17 protein-coding genes and 1 other annotated feature are annotated in these 16,236 nt (G+C 43.8%); of the genes, 12 read left to right on the forward strand and 5 right to left on the reverse strand.

The genetic code is table 11. From position 1 onward, the window contains the following. The first annotated feature begins 6 nt into the window (after window positions 1-6). The 7 genes from rbfA (at window position 7) to NSB28_RS07290 (ending at window position 6,367) form a co-directional block, all read left to right on the forward strand. Window positions 7-423, forward strand: coding sequence for a 30S ribosome-binding factor RbfA (gene rbfA, locus NSB28_RS07260; RefSeq protein WP_109626248.1), 417 nt, complete (start codon window positions 7-9; stop codon window positions 421-423). Continuing rightward, window positions 416-1,384, forward strand: a complete 969-nt coding sequence (locus tag NSB28_RS07265) for a DHH family phosphoesterase (protein ID WP_109626249.1) — start codon at window positions 416-418, stop codon at window positions 1,382-1,384. Before rbfA ends, NSB28_RS07265 begins: the two co-directional genes overlap by 8 nt. Next, entirely contained in the window at window positions 1,381-2,286 is a 906-nt protein-coding gene (truB, locus tag NSB28_RS07270) for a tRNA pseudouridine(55) synthase TruB (RefSeq protein WP_109626250.1), read from the forward strand. Before NSB28_RS07265 ends, truB begins: the two co-directional genes overlap by 4 nt. Before the next feature lie 23 nt (window positions 2,287-2,309). Beyond that, window positions 2,310-3,209 (forward strand): bifunctional riboflavin kinase/FAD synthetase, encoded by a 900-nt coding sequence (locus NSB28_RS07275; protein WP_109626251.1) that lies wholly within the window; start codon window positions 2,310-2,312, stop codon window positions 3,207-3,209. After that, window positions 3,199-3,645 (forward strand): DUF3592 domain-containing protein, encoded by a 447-nt coding sequence (locus NSB28_RS07280; protein ID WP_109626252.1) that lies wholly within the window; start codon window positions 3,199-3,201, stop codon window positions 3,643-3,645. The genes NSB28_RS07275 and NSB28_RS07280 overlap by 11 nt, the downstream gene beginning before the upstream one ends. A gap of 138 nt (window positions 3,646-3,783) precedes the next feature. Continuing rightward, on the forward strand, window positions 3,784-4,050 hold the full coding sequence (rpsO, locus tag NSB28_RS07285) for a 30S ribosomal protein S15 (protein ID WP_109626253.1): 267 nt from the start codon (window positions 3,784-3,786) through the stop codon (window positions 4,048-4,050). 169 nt (window positions 4,051-4,219) lie between these two features. Further along, complete coding sequence (locus tag NSB28_RS07290) at window positions 4,220-6,367, forward strand: polyribonucleotide nucleotidyltransferase (protein WP_109626254.1); 2,148 nt, start codon at window positions 4,220-4,222, stop codon at window positions 6,365-6,367. Between the two features lie 100 nt (window positions 6,368-6,467). Here the strand turns inward: NSB28_RS07290 and NSB28_RS07295 are convergent, their stop codons facing one another. The 3 genes from NSB28_RS07295 to NSB28_RS07305 form a co-directional block, all read right to left on the reverse strand. After that, the gene (locus tag NSB28_RS07295) at window positions 6,468-7,655 is read right to left on the reverse strand and encodes an AfsR/SARP family transcriptional regulator (RefSeq protein WP_257497618.1); all 1,188 of its coding nucleotides are present in this window, start codon (window positions 7,653-7,655) and stop codon (window positions 6,468-6,470) included. 252 nt (window positions 7,656-7,907) lie between these two features. Next, window positions 7,908-9,074, reverse strand: a complete 1,167-nt coding sequence (locus NSB28_RS07300; RefSeq protein ID WP_109626256.1) for a methyltransferase domain-containing protein — start codon at window positions 9,072-9,074, stop codon at window positions 7,908-7,910. Window positions 9,075-10,090: 1,016 nt separating this feature from the next. Beyond that, window positions 10,091-10,555 carry a hypothetical protein gene (locus tag NSB28_RS07305; RefSeq protein WP_257497619.1) on the reverse strand — a complete coding sequence of 155 codons (465 nt, stop codon included), beginning with the start codon at window positions 10,553-10,555 and terminating at the stop codon, window positions 10,091-10,093. 99 nt (window positions 10,556-10,654) lie between these two features. On the opposite strand from NSB28_RS07305, the gene NSB28_RS07310 reads away from it, so the two are divergent. The 5 genes from NSB28_RS07310 (at window position 10,655) to NSB28_RS07330 (ending at window position 14,847) form a co-directional block, all read left to right on the forward strand. Next, window positions 10,655-10,816, forward strand: coding sequence for a hypothetical protein (locus NSB28_RS07310; RefSeq protein ID WP_187374288.1), 162 nt, complete (start codon window positions 10,655-10,657; stop codon window positions 10,814-10,816). Between the two features lie 282 nt (window positions 10,817-11,098). Then, window positions 11,099-11,346 (forward strand) — a binding site (T-box leader). A gap of 201 nt (window positions 11,347-11,547) precedes the next feature. Continuing rightward, on the forward strand, window positions 11,548-12,603 hold the full coding sequence (locus NSB28_RS07315) for an ABC transporter substrate-binding protein (RefSeq protein WP_109626258.1): 1,056 nt from the start codon (window positions 11,548-11,550) through the stop codon (window positions 12,601-12,603). A 3-nt stretch (window positions 12,604-12,606) separates the two neighbouring features. Next, window positions 12,607-13,491, forward strand: coding sequence for an ABC transporter permease (locus tag NSB28_RS07320; RefSeq protein WP_109626259.1), 885 nt, complete (start codon window positions 12,607-12,609; stop codon window positions 13,489-13,491). Continuing rightward, entirely contained in the window at window positions 13,484-14,257 is a 774-nt protein-coding gene (locus NSB28_RS07325; protein WP_109626260.1) for an ABC transporter ATP-binding protein, read from the forward strand. The genes NSB28_RS07320 and NSB28_RS07325 overlap by 8 nt, the downstream gene beginning before the upstream one ends. Before the next feature lie 77 nt (window positions 14,258-14,334). After that, window positions 14,335-14,847 (forward strand): dCTP deaminase/dUTPase family protein, encoded by a 513-nt coding sequence (locus NSB28_RS07330; RefSeq protein ID WP_109626261.1) that lies wholly within the window; start codon window positions 14,335-14,337, stop codon window positions 14,845-14,847. A 259-nt stretch (window positions 14,848-15,106) separates the two neighbouring features. On the opposite strand, the gene NSB28_RS07335 is transcribed toward NSB28_RS07330, so the two are convergent. Next, a complete protein-coding gene (locus tag NSB28_RS07335) occupies window positions 15,107-15,604 on the reverse strand; it encodes a superoxide dismutase family protein (RefSeq protein ID WP_306812153.1) in 498 nt (165 codons plus the stop codon). A 5-nt stretch (window positions 15,605-15,609) separates the two neighbouring features. After that, entirely contained in the window at window positions 15,610-16,233 is a 624-nt protein-coding gene (locus NSB28_RS07340) for a manganese catalase family protein (protein ID WP_109626263.1), read from the reverse strand. Window positions 16,234-16,236: the final 3 nt, after the last annotated feature.

Genomic DNA, 16,236 nt, shown 5'->3' on the forward strand with positions numbered 1-16,236 from the left:
TAATAAATGAGAAAAAACAGCATTAAGAATACACGTATTAACGGTGAGGTCCAGAGGGAGCTTTCCAATATCATCAGGGGGGAAATCAAGGATCCGCGCATTAATCCGCTGACAAGTGTTGTGGCAGTGGAAGTGGCGCCTGATCTGAAGACCTGCAAGGCATACATCAGTGTGCTGGGTGATGAGGAGTCTCAGAAGAATACACTGACCGGGCTGAGAAGCGCGGAAGGATATATCAGAAGAGAGCTTGCGAGGACTATCAATCTGAGAAATACGCCGGAGATACGGTTTATTCTGGATCAGTCTATAGAATACGGCGTGAATATGTCGAAGCTCATAGACAATGTCAATAAAGAAAGCGCTGCGAAAGCAGATGTTTCACTGGAAAGTGCAGATTTAGCAGAGGGTGGGGACAATGAATAAAATTGCACCGGAACTTGAAAATGTAAGAAGCGTTGCCATCGCGGGCCATATGAGGCCGGATGGCGACTGCGTCGGTGCCTGTATGGGACTGTATCTTTACATAAAGGATAATTTTCCTCATATTGATGTACAGGTTTATTTGGAAAAGATACCGGTATCGTATAATTTTATCAAAGGTACAGAAGATATCTGCAGTGATTTCGGAGCTGATAAAGAATATGATCTTTTCATAGGTCTGGATTCTGGTGACCGGCAGAGATACGGAGATGCTGTAAAATATCTGGATGCGGCAAAGAGGAGTATCTGCATCGATCATCATATCAGCAACAGCGGGTATGCAGATGTTAATCACATCGTTCCGGGAGCCAGCTCCACCTCTGAGCTGATCTATGAGCTTCTGGATGAGGAAAAGATCACCAACCCTATCGCTGAAGCGCTGTATATGGGAATTGCCCATGATACAGGAGTTTTCCAGTATACATGCACTTCGCCGAGGACTATGGAAATCGGTGGAAAACTGATAGGAAAAGGGATTCCTTTTACTAAGATCCTGGATGACACTTATTACAAAAAGACTTATGTACAGAATCAGATTACGGGGCGCGCACTGATGGAAAGTATCCTCCTGCTGCATGGGACATGTATAGCCAGCGGCATAAGGATGAAGGATATGGAATTTTACGGCGTGGATACCTCTGATCTGGACGGTATAGTCAGCCAGCTACGCAACACAAAGGGAGTGGAGGTGGCTATTTTCCTCTATGAGATAAAGGCGCAGGAATTCAAGGTCAGTATGCGGTCCAATGAGATTGTAGACGTGCAGGAGGTAGCTTCTTATTTCGGAGGAGGCGGGCACGTCAGGGCAGCAGGCTGCACTATGCAGGGATCGATCTATGATGTCCTGAATAATCTGACAAGGCGTATAGAAATACAGCTGAAGGCCTGGGAGAATAAAAAGTGATTCACGGAATTATAAATGTATATAAAGAAAAAGGTTATACTTCCCACGATGTAGTTGCCAGGATGAGAGGTATAGTAAAGCAAAAGAGGATCGGACACACTGGGACGCTGGATCCGGATGCCCAGGGTGTCCTTCCTGTATGCCTGGGGAATGCCACCAGGCTTTGTGATATGCTCACTGACAAAGATAAGACTTACAGGGCTGTGCTTCTTTTAGGCGTATCTACAGATACACAGGATACCTCAGGTACAGTGATCCGGGAGTCTCCTGTAACGTTTTCTGAGGAGCAGGTGCGCAGTGCGGTGACGGGATTTGAAGGGGAATATGATCAGATCCCGCCAATGTATTCAGCACTGAAGGTCAATGGAAGAAAACTGTACGAGCTGGCACGGGAGGGCATCCAGGTAGAGCGCAAAGCGCGCAGAGTGATGATCCATGAGATCAGGATAGAAAAAATTGAACTTCCCCGGGTGGAAATGACAGTGTCCTGTTCCAAGGGCACATATATCAGGACACTTTGCAGTGATATAGGAGATGAGCTGGGATGCGGCGGCTGTATGGAGTCCCTTCTCAGAACCAGGGTAGGAAGGTTTAAGGCAGAAGACGGTCTTACGCTTACGGAGATAGAGAAGCTGGTCAGCTTAGGAGAACTGGAAAAGTATATTGTACCGGTGGATGCTATGTTTGATGGCTGTCCGGCAGTGTATGTGTCAGATGGTTACAGGAAGCTGATTGACAACGGGAATCAGTTTCCGTTAAATGCCCTTGACGGCGGTTTGGCGGGGCTCGTGGACGGACATGTCCGTGTCTATAACAGCGAAGGATGCTTTTACGGTATCTATAACTATAAAAAAGATGCCGGGGTATTCTCGCCGGTTAAAATGTTTTTAGCGAAAGGATAAAGCATCCAGGTCGGAGGCATAAAATGATATATATACAGGGAATTACCGATTTTAAGATAGAGGAGCCCACGGCTGTTACACTGGGGAAATTTGACGGAATGCACAGAGGGCATCAGAAGCTGGTGAAACGGATACGTGAACTGGAGAGCAGCGGTGTTAAGAGCACAGTGTTTTCTCTTAATAAGAACAGGCAGGATGCTCTGCTGACAAGCGAAGAGCAGCGCATGGTGATTGAAAAGATGGAAGTGTCCTATCTGGTGGATTGTCCTTTTCTGCCTGAAATATCCAGGATGGAGCCGGAGGAATTCATAAGGCGGATTCTTGTAGAACAGTTGAATGCCAGGTATATAGTGGTCGGAAATGATTTCAGGTTTGGACACAACAGGGCAGGGGACAGTGAGCTTCTCAAAAAGATGCAGGAATTTTACGGCTTCCGGGTGGAAGTGCTTGGAAAAGAACAGCATAAGGGACAGATTATCAGCAGCACATATATCAAGCAGGCTCTGGATAAGGGAAACATGGAGCTGGTAAATGATCTTCTCGGGTATCCTTATTTTATAGCCGGAGAAGTCCTTCATGGGCGTCATATGGGAGGAAAGGTGTTTGGCATGCCTACGACAAACCTGATCCCTGTGTCGGCCAAGCGGCTTCCGCCTAACGGGGTCTACGTATCCAGGACCGTATATGACGGGAAAATTTATCCCGGGATCACGAATATAGGATACAAGCCTACCATCGGTGAAAACTTCAGAGGAGTCGAGACTCACATATTTGATTTTGACAAGGATCTGTATGGAGAAGAAATACAGGTTGAACTGCTTTCCTATGAAAGGCCTGAGATGAGGTTCAATTCTGTTGATGAACTCAGAATGCAGATGCAGAATGATATTGCTTTTGGAAAGGAGTATTTTCATGGGCAGTGAACTATGGACATTAAGCGGATGGCTCATGGGAATCGGTGCAGTGCTGATCGTTGCAGGATTGTGCTGCCGGTATTACCGCAAGAGCAAGGAAGTGTACAAAGGACGTGCGGAAGGGACAGTGATTGAACTGACGGCCGGAGAACCTGATGAGATTGGACTGCGTGCAGGCGTACATGACTATTTTTATCCTGTAATCGCCTATTACGCTAAGGGAAAGCTCTATAAGGTGAGGTATGATGAGGGAGGAGGCAATCCGTGTGCCTTTCATATCGGGGACAAGCTCCGCCTTTATTATGACAGTGAACATCCTTCTGCTATTAAGATAGAGCCTCCGAATCCTCTTAAAAAAGTGTCAAAGATTCTTTATTATCTGGGCTTTTTATTCTGCGTGGCAGGAGGAGCGGCCTTTTTGGCTTTTGTTGGAAGGAACCTTTAAAACAGTATCAAAATAGTTGACTTAGATATGCACATGTGCTATACTAACACGGTGTGAAAATGAGCCGATATTCAGAGCATGGACACTCCGACCTGCTTCTTAGTATCAGGCGTTTGAAAAATAAGGAGGAAATTACACATGATTTCAAAGGAAAAGAAAACAGCTATTATTGCAGAATACGGAAGGAATCCTGGAGATACAGGTTCACCTGAAGTACAGATCGCTATTCTGACAGCAAGGATCCAGGAGCTTACAGAGCATCTGAAAGAGAACATGAAGGACCATCATTCAAGAAGAGGACTTCTGAAAATGGTTGGTCAGAGACGTGGACTTCTCGCTTACCTGAAGAAGACGGATCTGGAAGGATACCGTGCTCTGATTGCAAAATTAGGAATCAGGAAATAATTGAACACAAAAGGGGCGGAGAGATCCGCCCCATATTTGTAAGGAACCAGTCAATTTTCGGGCTTAAGTGACAATACCGAGACCGCTGAAAAGCTGATTTTTGAGAAAGTCATCTTTTCAGTTGTTTCGGACGCATTTTAGCCTGACAGTAAATGAGGAGATTTAAAGAATGTATAAGAGCTATTCAATGGAATTGGCCGGCAGGACTCTCACAGTAGATGTGAACAGAGTGGCAGCCCAGGCAAATGGTGCAGCATTTATGCACTATGGTGAAACTACAGTATTATCAACTGCAACAGCTTCGGAAAAACCAAGAGAAGGAATCGATTTCTTTCCTCTGAGCGTTGAGTATGAAGAAAAATTATATTCAGTAGGAAAGATCCCAGGAGGCTTTAACAAGCGTGAGGGAAAAGCATCTGAAAATGCTATTTTGACCTCCAGGGTTATTGACCGTCCTATGAGGCCGCTTTTTCCTAAGGATTACAGAAATGATGTTACACTGAACAATCTTGTTATGTCAGTTGACCCGGACTGCAGTCCGGAGCTTACAGCAATGCTAGGAAGCGCTATTGCCACAGCTATTTCAGATATTCCTTTTGACGGACCTACGTCCAGCACACAGGTTGGAATGATTGACGGAGAACTTATATTCAATCCCACATCAGCACAGAAAGCTGTCTCTGACCTTCAGCTGACAGTGGCTTCCACAAGGGAGAAGGTCATCATGATTGAAGCAGGCGCCAATGAAGTGCCTGAGGCTAAGATGATAGAAGCAATATTTGCAGCCCATGAACTGAATCAGGAAGTTATCCGGTTCATTGACAAGATCGTTGCAGAGTGCGGAAAAGAAAAACACACATATACAAGCTGTGCTATACCGGAAGAGCTGTTTGCAGCAATAAAAGAGATCGTTACTCCGGAGCAGATGGAAGTAGCTGTCTTCACAGATCATAAGCAGACAAGGGAAGCAAATATTTCAGCAATAAAGGATAAGCTGGCAGAGGCATTCGCAGATAAAGAAGAGTGGCTTGGCCTGATAGATGAGGCTGTTTACCAGTATCAGAAGAAGACAGTCCGCAAAATGATCCTTAAGGACCACAAGAGACCGGACGGAAGGGCTATCGACCAGATACGTCCGCTGGCCGCAGAGATAGACCTTATACCGAGAGTACATGGCTCAGCTATGTTTACCCGCGGCCAGACACAGATCTGTACAGTGACGACTCTGGCACCTCTCTCAGAGGCTCAGAGGATTGACGGGCTTGACGAGATGGAGACATCTAAAAGATATATGCATCAGTATAATTTCCCGAGCTACTCAGTTGGTGAGACGAAGCCGTCCAGAGGACCGGGACGCCGTGAGATCGGACATGGCGCATTGGCTGAAAGAGCGCTTATTCCAGTGCTTCCTTCAGTGGAAGAGTTTCCGTATGCCATCCGTACAGTATCTGAGACTTTTGAGTCTAATGGTTCCACATCACAGGCGAGCATCTGTGCATCCAGCATGTCACTGATGTCAGCAGGTGTGCCTATTAAAAAGGCAGTTGCAGGTATTTCCTGCGGTCTTGTGACAGGAGAGACTGATGATGATTATCTTGTTCTTACAGATATTCAGGGACTTGAAGACTTCTTCGGAGATATGGACTTTAAGGTAGCAGGAACTCATGAAGGCATCACAGCTATCCAGATGGATATTAAGATCCACGGACTGACAAGGCCTATCATCGAGGAAGCTATTGCGCGTACAAGAGAAGCCAGAATGCACATCCTGGACGAGGTTATGGCGCATGCCATCGCAGAGCCGAGAAATGAAGTAGGCAAATATGCTCCAAAGATCATTCAGATCCAGATTGATCCTCAGAAGATCGGTGATGTTGTAGGTCAGAGAGGAAAGACAATCAATACTATAATTGAGCAGACTGGTGTTAAGATTGACATCACAGATGACGGAGCTGTATCTATCTGCGGAACAGACAAGAAGGAAATGGACAGGGCAGTTGAGATGATCCGCATTATCACAACTGATTTTGAAGCCGGACAGATATTTGTAGGAAAAGTCATCAGCATAAAAGAATTCGGAGCTTTCCTGGAATTTGCACCAGGCAAAGAGGGCATGGTTCATATCTCCAAAATTGCAAAAGAAAGAATCAATCATGTGGAAGATGTTCTGACGCTTGGCGATATGGTTAAGGTTGTTTGCCTTGGCAAGGACAAGATGGGAAGAATCAGCTTCAGTATGAAAGATGTGGAAAGAACAGAGAAAGAACAGCAGAAAAAATCAGAGCAGCAGGCTGCAGATGCAGAGCATTTAGATTAATGCAGAAGCATTTCAGATAAAGAAAGCAGCAGGAAAAGGGAAGAGAAAGAGTTTTAAAAGAGAACCGGGCAGATGCGTGTGGCATTTGTCCGGTTCTTCTTTACATGATCAGTTCAATATCAATTGTCAGCTTCACATTAGAATGCTGCCGTCTGGCTGTGTAACGTTCACGGAGACGTTTAACCACAGTATTACAGCCAGCTTCATTTGCCACAGTGATGATAAGGGAGAACTGGCAGAAACTGGACTGGGTATAAACATCATTGCGGCGCAGGCAGCGGCTCATCAATCCGTGAAGGATATCCATCTCCTGACGTATATCGACTGTGAGCTCAGAGTCTGCATTCAGGTCTGACAGGGTCATGAGCAGGAGATAACGCTTACTTTGGGAGCGCCTGACAGAGCGTAGATTGATCTGGTATATATTTTTAAAAATGTCAAAATTGCAGTAGAAACTTCCATCTGAATTTTTATCATTTTTAAGATTTTCCACAAGCTCATCCATATCCACATGCTGATTAGGCATTTGGCTTAAGATGGACTGGTAGATATCCTGCATGGTGCTGGTGATATCAAGACCGTATTTCTGGTTAAACAAATCTACGATCGAATAGTAATAGTCCATGGCATTCTGAACCTCTCCCAGTTTCAGATATGCGTTTATCTTTTCCTTGTGTATGCTCTCTTCCAGAGGATGGACATTTATGGCTTCCTCACAGAACATTAAAATATCTCTGTATTTCTCATGGGCATTGAGATAGTCGCAGATAGACAGGATACATTTCGTGTAAAGATTCCCGTAGTAATTACTTCGGAACATCACCCAGCTCTCCATACGGAACATTGGAAGAAATTCACCTTTGTACAGCAGATGCGCCTGGGTATTGAAAAAGTAACGCTTGTCAGGATTTTCTTCACGCGATGCGAGATTACAGTACTGTTCAAATTTGTAAATGTCAACATCACATTCGATTTCAGGATTCCAATGGTATGTATTGCCCACTAACAGTATACTTTCAACCTGGCTGCCAGGAAAAAATTCAGACATTTCGTTTCTGGCCCGGTACACCAGATTTCTGAGCGCACCAGAAGGATTGTTACTGTTTTCTTCAGGCCAAAGGACATCAATCAGTTTATCTTTTGTGACATCCGTTTCTTTGTTTGCAATCAGGTAAGATAGCAACATGTTCATCTGCGGGCTTTTTGCTTTAGATGTAATCAGGGAATGCGCCTCATTGACAATAGAAAATTCCCCAAACATATTGATAGTCAGTTTATAGTCCTGCATGTTGTTCACCTCTTTCTGTATTAGGTATACCACAAATTTGGTGACAATGAAAGTTAAATTGTGGAAAATTAAAAAAATCATAATTTTTTTCACATTTAGCAAAGGAGATACATAAAGATGTTTTACAGAGAATGCTATATGAATTATATTTTGTAAATATTCAGCAGATCGGCCGGGCGGCCTCAAAATGTTATGTCAGCAGAGCTAAAGAGCCGCCTGGGGTAAGGATAGAACAAACATGACAGGTTTTATTCACGCAGATAACGAGCCTGATCCAGGCTCACTGCGGGGTATTTGATTTTTGTGATGTGATGACGTATGCTGCCATCCACTGCAGGATTTCATTTTCAAATGGGAAAATATCTCCGCCGGGAGCAGGCAATTCATCGTAGACTTTAATAGTCTCATTTTGATTAAAACCGCTTTTTCTGCATTTTCCAGCCACTGGCTGATCTCGAAGAGTTCATATGTATAGAAATCATTATGGTCAAGAGAATTATAAAGCTTCAGCCATTTTTGAGTGTTTTCACTATTGTGGTCTTCGATTACGCTCATATTGTAAACAGCGCGTCCGCCAGGTTTGAGTACACGGTAAGCTTCATGAAAACCATCCATCATTTTCGCCTGCATGCTTTCAAATCCCGTATTTGAAAAAACTACATCTATACAGTTGTCAGCAAGAGGCAGACTGGAGCAGTCACAGGCCAGATATACTATGTCTACATAGGGATTTTTCCATTCCTCAGAAAAGAAAATCCGGTTATATTTCAGGACCCTGTGGCTTAGATCACTCATAATAATAGTGACCGGCCAGTTGATACGCTCAATTATATACTTAATGCCATAGCCCGTACCGCATGCTATGTCAAGTATAGTGCGGGGACGGAGCTTTTCAATCTGCTGCCACATGAGTTCCCTGGAGTTTGGATCCCCCTGCAGGTACCTGGGATTTCCCTGATAATGCTGCTCCATCAGGTAGTGTTCATAATTGCTGAATACAAGGGACCAGAGCTCGCCTGCTATCTCCCGGCTTCCGAAATGGATAACTTCGTCAATGAGTTCATAGGTATGGCCATTTTTGCAGCAGAAGCTCAGCTTATTTTGTTTGACGGGAAGCTGTAGGTCCAGTTTTTCGTGACACTGTGGACATACAAGCAACCTGCTGATACGCAGAAGCCCCCTGTCCGCATCATTTCTGGATCCAATAAAATCTTCGCCTTCCAGAATAGTGTGAAGTGACGCCTCTGTTAACCAGGATATATTTAATAATGTCTCGATATCCGGCAATGCAAGCCCTGTTTCCCATTTGGAAACTGCCTGGGCAGAAACGCCAAGTTTTTCAGCAAATACAGCCTGGGAATAGCCAAGCTCTTTGCGGAGCATTGCGATGCGGCTGCCCGCTAAAGTTTTGTCAATCATATGAAATCCCTCCTTTTTCTATAATTTTATATGAATGGCAGAGAAAAGACAATGTATCAGCATTCTAACTATTTTCATATCCGTCAACTGCAGGTTGATATGATCCTGAAATACAAAAGGGAGAGCTATTGCTCTCCCTCCGCAACGATATTTTCCAAAACTGCAATAAGGTCGTAAATATTATTCAGCTGAACATTTCGTTCCAGAATAATATTCTTTAAATCAACTGATAAAGTTTCAAATTTATCCCGGATTGCCGGGGATATATAGGATGCCATATAATCACCTCGAATGTAGTATGCGCAGTATATAAAATGTTATGCAAAGGGAATTATAATTCACCGGCTTATTGGATTATATGAATGAAATAATGGCAGATATATGATACAATAAAGAAAAGAATGTAACTATTCAGCAGTGCTGTGCATTTACTGTACGCTGATATGCAGAAGAGAAAAGCGTGAAAAATTTATATTGAAATCTATTTTAAATAATTTATAACATTAATTATTAATCTTAGGTTGAGCCGGCAGGGAATACTAAATAAACCCCGCCGACTTAGCTGTAATTATTAAATATAGCTCTGACTAATTAATATACAGGTTATTAATATCTGCGCCGGTCAGATACCAATAATAAAAATATTTAGTTTATGTTATGCCCGCAACAAGGACTTATATAACAACGCTTCGTGGAACAGCGGAAGGCTGAACTGTAACAACAAGAGTACTAATATTTTCAAAACGCATTTTACAAAACAAAAAACGCATATACAGTAAACCATCAATAAAAAATGACTTACATATGTATGCGAAATCAAAGCTTTATCAAACACTGCCTTTAATCCTAACATTAAAATCTTTAAAAGTCAAGAGAAATATTTATTACCGTTTGACAGAGAAATATTTTATTACCGTTAACAATCAAACAAATGGGTTACTGGTCACAAAGCGAACAGTAACCCAAATGGAAATGTCTGCAGGTGTATTTGGCAAATGCCGGGAGGAGGTTTTGATTTAGCAGCAGCCCTCTTTTTTTAGCTTATGAAGTGCAGTGACGGATACAGCACCCGAAATATCTATATTTCTGACTGTGGCAGGATAAGTTAAGTTAAAGGTAAGCGTGGTATTGTCCTCAGGTACCGGAATAGTAAAACTTCCGGATGCAGAGGTATTACGTGATGCAGATCCAGTTGGAGCAAAAAATGAATATAACAGTTTAAGCGCACCATTAATTTTGGGAGTAATCTGCATATAGCTGTCCGCTTCCGGGGTTGCCAGAAATATAAAATCTATAAGATATAAAAAGCCGGGTACAAGCACTATCTCAGTGTCCATTAAAATGATCTGGCTGCCTTCCTGAAAGATGACGGACATAGGGATGTTTGAGTTAGACGGCGGGCTGGACTGGACTCCAAATTGAGCATAAGAAAACGATTCACACGGTTTAATTGGACCGCACAGGCAATCATTAAAATTCATAATTTTACCTTTTTATTTATATCATATGGAAAAAAGTAAAAAATGCTACATGCTGATGGTTTAAAGCAGATTGTAAGAGGAAAAAGGGAGGAAAATTATATGAAATTAAAAAAGAGTATTATTAAGGTTTTTTTGTTTCTGTTATATCTATTATATATATTTGCTTTTTTTGAAGCAATTGGATATCCGTCTGATATCTGGGATAAAATTTCTAAAGGGGTTGATAATAGGTACAAAAGTAAAGTCAGGGCTGAGGAATGAAAGATTTCTTATACACCTCCGTGCATCCCATAATTCAAATCCTTCGGATGGGCGTGCTGCGGTTACTGTTACACGTCACCATCCCGCGAGGTGTTTTCGTGCGTATTTGCACGAAAATCCCGAGGGTTGCAGCGCGAAACGGCGGTTTTGCCGTTTCTGTGCATCGCGGAGCGTGTTACTGGTCACGGAGTGAACAGTAACGTGCTCCGCACGACAAGGTATAAATAATTAAATTTTTCTTGACAAATCTCTCTCATGGGCTTAGAATAACTTAAACAAATAACAAAACCGATGAGAAAGATTAGTAAGCATTTATATGAGATTCCAGAGAGCTGCAGATGGTGAGATTGCAGTATTGAGTGATTTGCTGAATGGCCTTTTGAGGGCGGCCCCGAAATCAAAAGAGAGTAGGCGCTGTCGGGAACCGAACCCGTTATCAATCAGGAGTGTATGTTAGTACACGCATAAGAGGACATAAATATGTCAATTTGAGTGGTACCGCGATAATAGTTTATATTACCGTCTCAAGCGAAAGCTTGGGGCGGTTTTTTTGTTCTTCTACAGGAAACTTTGCTCTGCAGTGAACAGCGTTTTCCAAGAAATAAATAAGCCCACTCCCATTAGTTTTGTATTTGTTTCCAATTCTCCCGGCAGGGAGGCAGCATGAAAATCAATCAGTAACTGTGAAGGTACTGAACAGTTACATCAATCAGTAAAAAGGAGACGAGATCATGAAAAAAAAGATGGTAAGTATGTTATTGTGCACAGGGATGGTTTTATCAATGCTGGCAGGGTGCAGCCAGGCGGCCAAGCTGAGCACGGTGATGGCTGCAGGTAAAGAGACCTCTTCATCAACAGAAGAATTGGCTGAAGGAAACTATAAAATTGGGATTGCGCAGTTTGCACAGCATGGCTCATTGGATAATTGCAGGGAAGGATTTCTGCAGGGGCTGGAAGAGGAAGGCTTTGTGGAAGGTGAAAATTTAGAGATTGACTATCAGAATTCAGATGCAGATATGGGGACAGCAGGGACGATTGCCCAGGGCTTTGCAGCGAAAGGCGTTGATCTTATGTGCGGGATTGCCACACCGGCTGCACAGGCATGCTACAATGCAGCTTTGAAGACAGAAATCCCTACCATTTATACGGCAGTGACTGATCCTGTGGCGGCTGAGCTGGCAACTGAGGATCAGATGCCTACAGGAAATGCAACAGGCACAAGCGATAAACTTCCAGTGGAAGCACAGCTTAAAATGATACGTGAGCTTCTTCCAGAAGCAAAGACAATTGGGATCATTTATACAACAAGTGAGGTGAATTCTGAGAGTACGATCAAAGAATATGAGGCACTTGTGGGTGAATATGGTTTTGCACTTGAGACAGTTGGGATAGCAACGATAGCAGATGTTCCGTCGGCGGCTGATACAATTCTTGAGAAGGTGGATTGTCTTAATAATCTGACAGATAATACTGTAGTCAGCGCACTTCCCACTATCCTGGACAAAGCAAATAAAAAAGGGATCCCGGTGTTTGGCAGCGAAGTAGAGCAGGTAAAAATAGGATGTCTGGCATCAGAAGGGATTGACTATATTGCCTTAGGAAAACAGACAGGAAAAATGGCAGCCCAGGTATTAAAGGGAGAGATGAAGGCAGAGGAAATGCCTTTTGAGAGCATTACAGAGAGCAATCTGTATCTGAATACTAAGGTTGCTGAGAATCTGGGAATCTCAGTCAGTGATGAAGTAAAAGACAGAGCAGCAGAAACTTTTACAGAAATAGAGGAATAAAAAATGTCAATCATAATTGGTGTCTTAGAACAGGGTATGATATATGCCATGATGGCCCTGGGTATATATATTACGTATAAAATACTGGATTTTCCAGACCTGACTGTAGACGGCAGCTTTCCGCTGGGAGCAGCCGTGACAGCAGCGCTCATGGTGAAAGGGATGAATCCCTACCTGACGCTTCCAATATCATTTGCAGCCGGAGCGGCAGCAGGTATACTGACTGGAATTATCCATGTGAAGTTCAAAGTAAGGGATCTGCTGTCCGGCATTATTATGATGACTGCCCTTTATACGATCAATTTGAAGATTGCAGGGAAAGCGAATGTTCCGCTTTTTAGCCTGGAAAATATTTTTGATAATAAAGTGCTGGATTCAATTGTACCGGAAGCCGCAGCGCCGTACCAGACACTTGTTATGATTCTGATCATCCTGCTTATTGTAAAGCTTCTGCTGGATGGATTCCTCAGGACAAGGTCAGGATTCCTTCTCAGGGCAGCGGGAGATAATCCTGTGCTCGTGACTTCTCTTGCTAAGGACAGCGGGAAGGTGAAAATACTGGGCCTTGCCATTGCAAATGGACTGGTAGCGCTCAGCGGGTGTGTATTTGCCCAATGGCAGCGCGTGTTTGATATCAGTGTAGGGACAGGAACTATGGTAATAGGGCTTGCCAGCGTTATTATAGGAGTAAATCTGTGCAGATTTCTTCCAAGGGTTAAGGATACTTTTGCAGTCCTGATAGGTTCAGTCATATACAGGGCGTGTGTGGCGGCAGCTCTTCAGCTTGGGCTTCAGGCAAATGATATGAAACTGATCACAGCGGCGCTGTTTTTTATAATCCTGTGCATCAGCATGGACAGAAAGAAGAAGGTGAAGGCACATGCTTGAATTGAGGAATATAAATAAATATTATAATCCGGGCACGATCAATGAAATGTGCCTCTTTGATAATTTTAACTTTAAAGTAGACACTGGGGATTTCGTCTCTGTGGTGGGCAGCAATGGCTCAGGAAAAACTTCAATGCTGAATATAATATGCGGCAGTATTGATGTGGACAGCGGCAGTATTAATATCGACGGGAAGGATATTACCCGGGAGAAGGAGTACCAGAGACACACTTATATAGGGAGAGTTTATCAGAATCCTGCCATGGGAACCTGTCCTGACATGACTATTTTGGAGAATATGTCACTTGCGGATAATAAGGGAAAGAAGTATAATCTAAGGGCTGGAGTTAACAAGAAAAGGATTGATTTCTACAGATCGAATTTGAGACAGTTAAATCTCGGCCTGGAGGATAAGCTTCACATTAAGGTGGGGTCTCTTTCAGGAGGACAGCGTCAGGCTATGGCACTTCTCATGTCTACTATGACTCCTATCGATTTTTTGATCCTTGATGAGCATACGGCAGCTCTTGATCCGAAGACGGCGGAGATTATTATGGAACTTACAGATAAGATAGTAAGTGAGAAAAAGCTGACAACTATAATGGTCACACATAATCTGCGCTATGCAGTGGAATATGGAAACAGGCTTGTGATGATGCATCAGGGAAAAGTGATACTGGACAGGAACGGAAGCCAAAAAGATAATATGGAAGTGGACGAGATCCTGGAGCGTTTTAATGAAATCAGCATCGAATGTGGAAATTAAGGATCTGCTTTAGCTGCAGCTGAATGAAGCAGTGCGTCAGCCAATTGGTTTTTGCCTGCAGGAAAGGAAAAATTGGAATGAAGAGAATTGCAAAATTTCATAAGGTAAGTAAAGAACAGTTCAGGGAGGGTTATCTGGATCTGTTTAGTGAGGCATCACAGGAAGAGGCGGATGCAGTCTATGAGTTGATTAAACTGCCGTCAAGGGCCACTTCAGGTTCGGCAGGATATGATTTTTGCACTCCGTTTGACTTCCAGCTGATGCCTGGCGAGAGCATCAAGGTGCCTACAGGCATCCGCGCAGAGATGGAAGAAGGCTGGGTGTTAAAATGCTATCCGAGAAGCGGGCTGGGATTTAAATTCCGCCTTCAGCTGAATAATACGGTGGGAATTATCGACAGTGACTATTTCTATTCCGATAATGAAGGCCATATCTTTGCAAAGCTGACTAATGACTCAAAAGAAGGAAAAACAGTCTCCCTGAAGGCTGGTGACGGGTTCATGCAGGGGATTTTTGTGGAATACGGGATAACAGTCGATGATGATGCCACCGGTGTCAGAAACGGAGGGTTTGGCAGTACCTCATCATAGGATTCAGCCCCGGGCTTTTGCCTGGGGCTGAATTTTTTAGGATCTATATAGCGGTCCTGAATGAATACCATGATTTAAAGGAACCTTAAGGTTTTTTTCAATAACTTTACAAACCTTTTATTCGGACGCCACAACTTTTTCACATTTAATTGTTATAGTATTCTCATACAAAGCGGAGACGCTTTTTTACATACATTTTTCTCTTTCCTCGGACTGGCTGCGGCCGGTCCTTTCTTTTTGCTTTTTATTCCCGCAGGCATTAAAGAAAATTAGCTTCTATTTCCCCGCATGCTATTTTGCTCCCTGAATCGCCGGAGGGTTGAGTCCTGAAATCATCCGGCATATCGTGGATAACAACTGTGTGTCCTATAACCTCCTCAGGAACAAACCGGTTAGTATAAAACATGGTCAATGCGTATCCGTCATTGCCAAAGAGTGGGGGGAAGTCCCCGGCGTGCTCCGGATGCCTGCAGTCTGCCGGATTATAGTGGCTTCCTGTATCTGCAAACGGATCCTGTGAATTGCCGGTACAGCTGCGGCCCTCATGGATATGAAAACCGAATATTCTGCCTGTACACGGCTCCGTCTCACGGGGCAGGCCGTAAACATCCGCGATGATAAGCGTACCCTCCCAGATGGGATAGAAGTAGACAGCGCCATTGATGTCAGGGTATGCTTCGCTGCCCCGGATGAAGGCGTATGCCTGGGGTATCATTTGAAGAATAGTGCTTAAGGCTTCGTTTAATTCTGTCCTCATAGGCATTATTTACTGCAGGGAGGGCACTTCGTGGGCATATCGAAGGATGGGTTGAAAGCGTAGAAGTTTTTGCTGTCAAGCTCATCCTGAACTATGCGCAGTGCTTCTCCGAACCTCTGATAGTGGACTACCTCACGGGCGCGCAGGAAGCGGATGGGATCACATACATCCGGGTCTTTGACAAGGCGGAGGATATTGTCATAGGTGGTCCTTGCCTTCTGTTCAGCCGCCAGGTCTTCGTGAAGATCTGTGATGGGGTCTCCCTTTGACTGAAATTCACAGGCATTAAAAGGAATTCCGGCTGCTGCCTGAGGCCAGATGCCAACTGTGTGGTCCACATAGTAGTTGGCAAAGCCTGAATTTTCAATCTCTTCCATACTGAGGTTACGGGTCAGCTGGTGTACGATCGTAGAAACCATTTCCAGATGGGCTAATTCTTCGGTGCCTATATCATTTAAGACACCCATGGCCTTTCTGTTAGGCATGGTAAAACGTTGTGACAGATAGCGAAGGGATGCGCCCATTTCGCCGTCCGGACCGCCGTACTGGCTCATGATCACCTGAGCAATTTTTGCGTTTGGAGTTTTGATATTTATAGGGTATTGAAGTCTTTTTTCATAATTCCACATAAC

The sequence above is a fragment of the Murimonas intestini genome (assembly GCF_024622195.1).
Classification (GTDB): Bacteria; Bacillota; Clostridia; order Lachnospirales; family Lachnospiraceae; genus Murimonas; species Murimonas intestini.

What these genes read in the sequence shown, in the direction of transcription:
- rbfA (WP_109626248.1), top strand. Translation starts at nt 7, where the DNA reads ATGAGAAAAAACAGCATTAAGAATACACGTATTAACGGTGAGGTCCAG.
- NSB28_RS07265 (WP_109626249.1), top strand. Translation starts at nt 416, where the DNA reads ATGAATAAAATTGCACCGGAACTTGAAAATGTAAGAAGCGTTGCCATC.
- NSB28_RS07275 (WP_109626251.1), top strand. Translation starts at nt 2,310, where the DNA reads ATGATATATATACAGGGAATTACCGATTTTAAGATAGAGGAGCCCACG.
- NSB28_RS07280 (WP_109626252.1), top strand. Translation starts at nt 3,199, where the DNA reads ATGGGCAGTGAACTATGGACATTAAGCGGATGGCTCATGGGAATCGGT.
- rpsO (WP_109626253.1), top strand. Translation starts at nt 3,784, where the DNA reads ATGATTTCAAAGGAAAAGAAAACAGCTATTATTGCAGAATACGGAAGG.
- NSB28_RS07290 (WP_109626254.1), top strand. Translation starts at nt 4,220, where the DNA reads ATGTATAAGAGCTATTCAATGGAATTGGCCGGCAGGACTCTCACAGTA.
- NSB28_RS07295 (WP_257497618.1), bottom strand. Translation starts at nt 7,655, where the DNA reads ATGCAGGACTATAAACTGACTATCAATATGTTTGGGGAATTTTCTATT.
- NSB28_RS07300 (WP_109626256.1), bottom strand. Translation starts at nt 9,074, where the DNA reads ATGATTGACAAAACTTTAGCGGGCAGCCGCATCGCAATGCTCCGCAAA.
- NSB28_RS07305 (WP_257497619.1), bottom strand. Translation starts at nt 10,555, where the DNA reads ATGAATTTTAATGATTGCCTGTGCGGTCCAATTAAACCGTGTGAATCG.
- NSB28_RS07310 (WP_187374288.1), top strand. Translation starts at nt 10,655, where the DNA reads ATGAAATTAAAAAAGAGTATTATTAAGGTTTTTTTGTTTCTGTTATAT.
- NSB28_RS07315 (WP_109626258.1), top strand. Translation starts at nt 11,548, where the DNA reads ATGAAAAAAAAGATGGTAAGTATGTTATTGTGCACAGGGATGGTTTTA.
- NSB28_RS07320 (WP_109626259.1), top strand. Translation starts at nt 12,607, where the DNA reads ATGTCAATCATAATTGGTGTCTTAGAACAGGGTATGATATATGCCATG.
- NSB28_RS07325 (WP_109626260.1), top strand. Translation starts at nt 13,484, where the DNA reads ATGCTTGAATTGAGGAATATAAATAAATATTATAATCCGGGCACGATC.
- NSB28_RS07330 (WP_109626261.1), top strand. Translation starts at nt 14,335, where the DNA reads ATGAAGAGAATTGCAAAATTTCATAAGGTAAGTAAAGAACAGTTCAGG.
- NSB28_RS07335 (WP_306812153.1), bottom strand. Translation starts at nt 15,604, where the DNA reads ATGAGGACAGAATTAAACGAAGCCTTAAGCACTATTCTTCAAATGATA.
- NSB28_RS07340 (WP_109626263.1), bottom strand. Translation starts at nt 16,233, where the DNA reads ATGTGGAATTATGAAAAAAGACTTCAATACCCTATAAATATCAAAACT.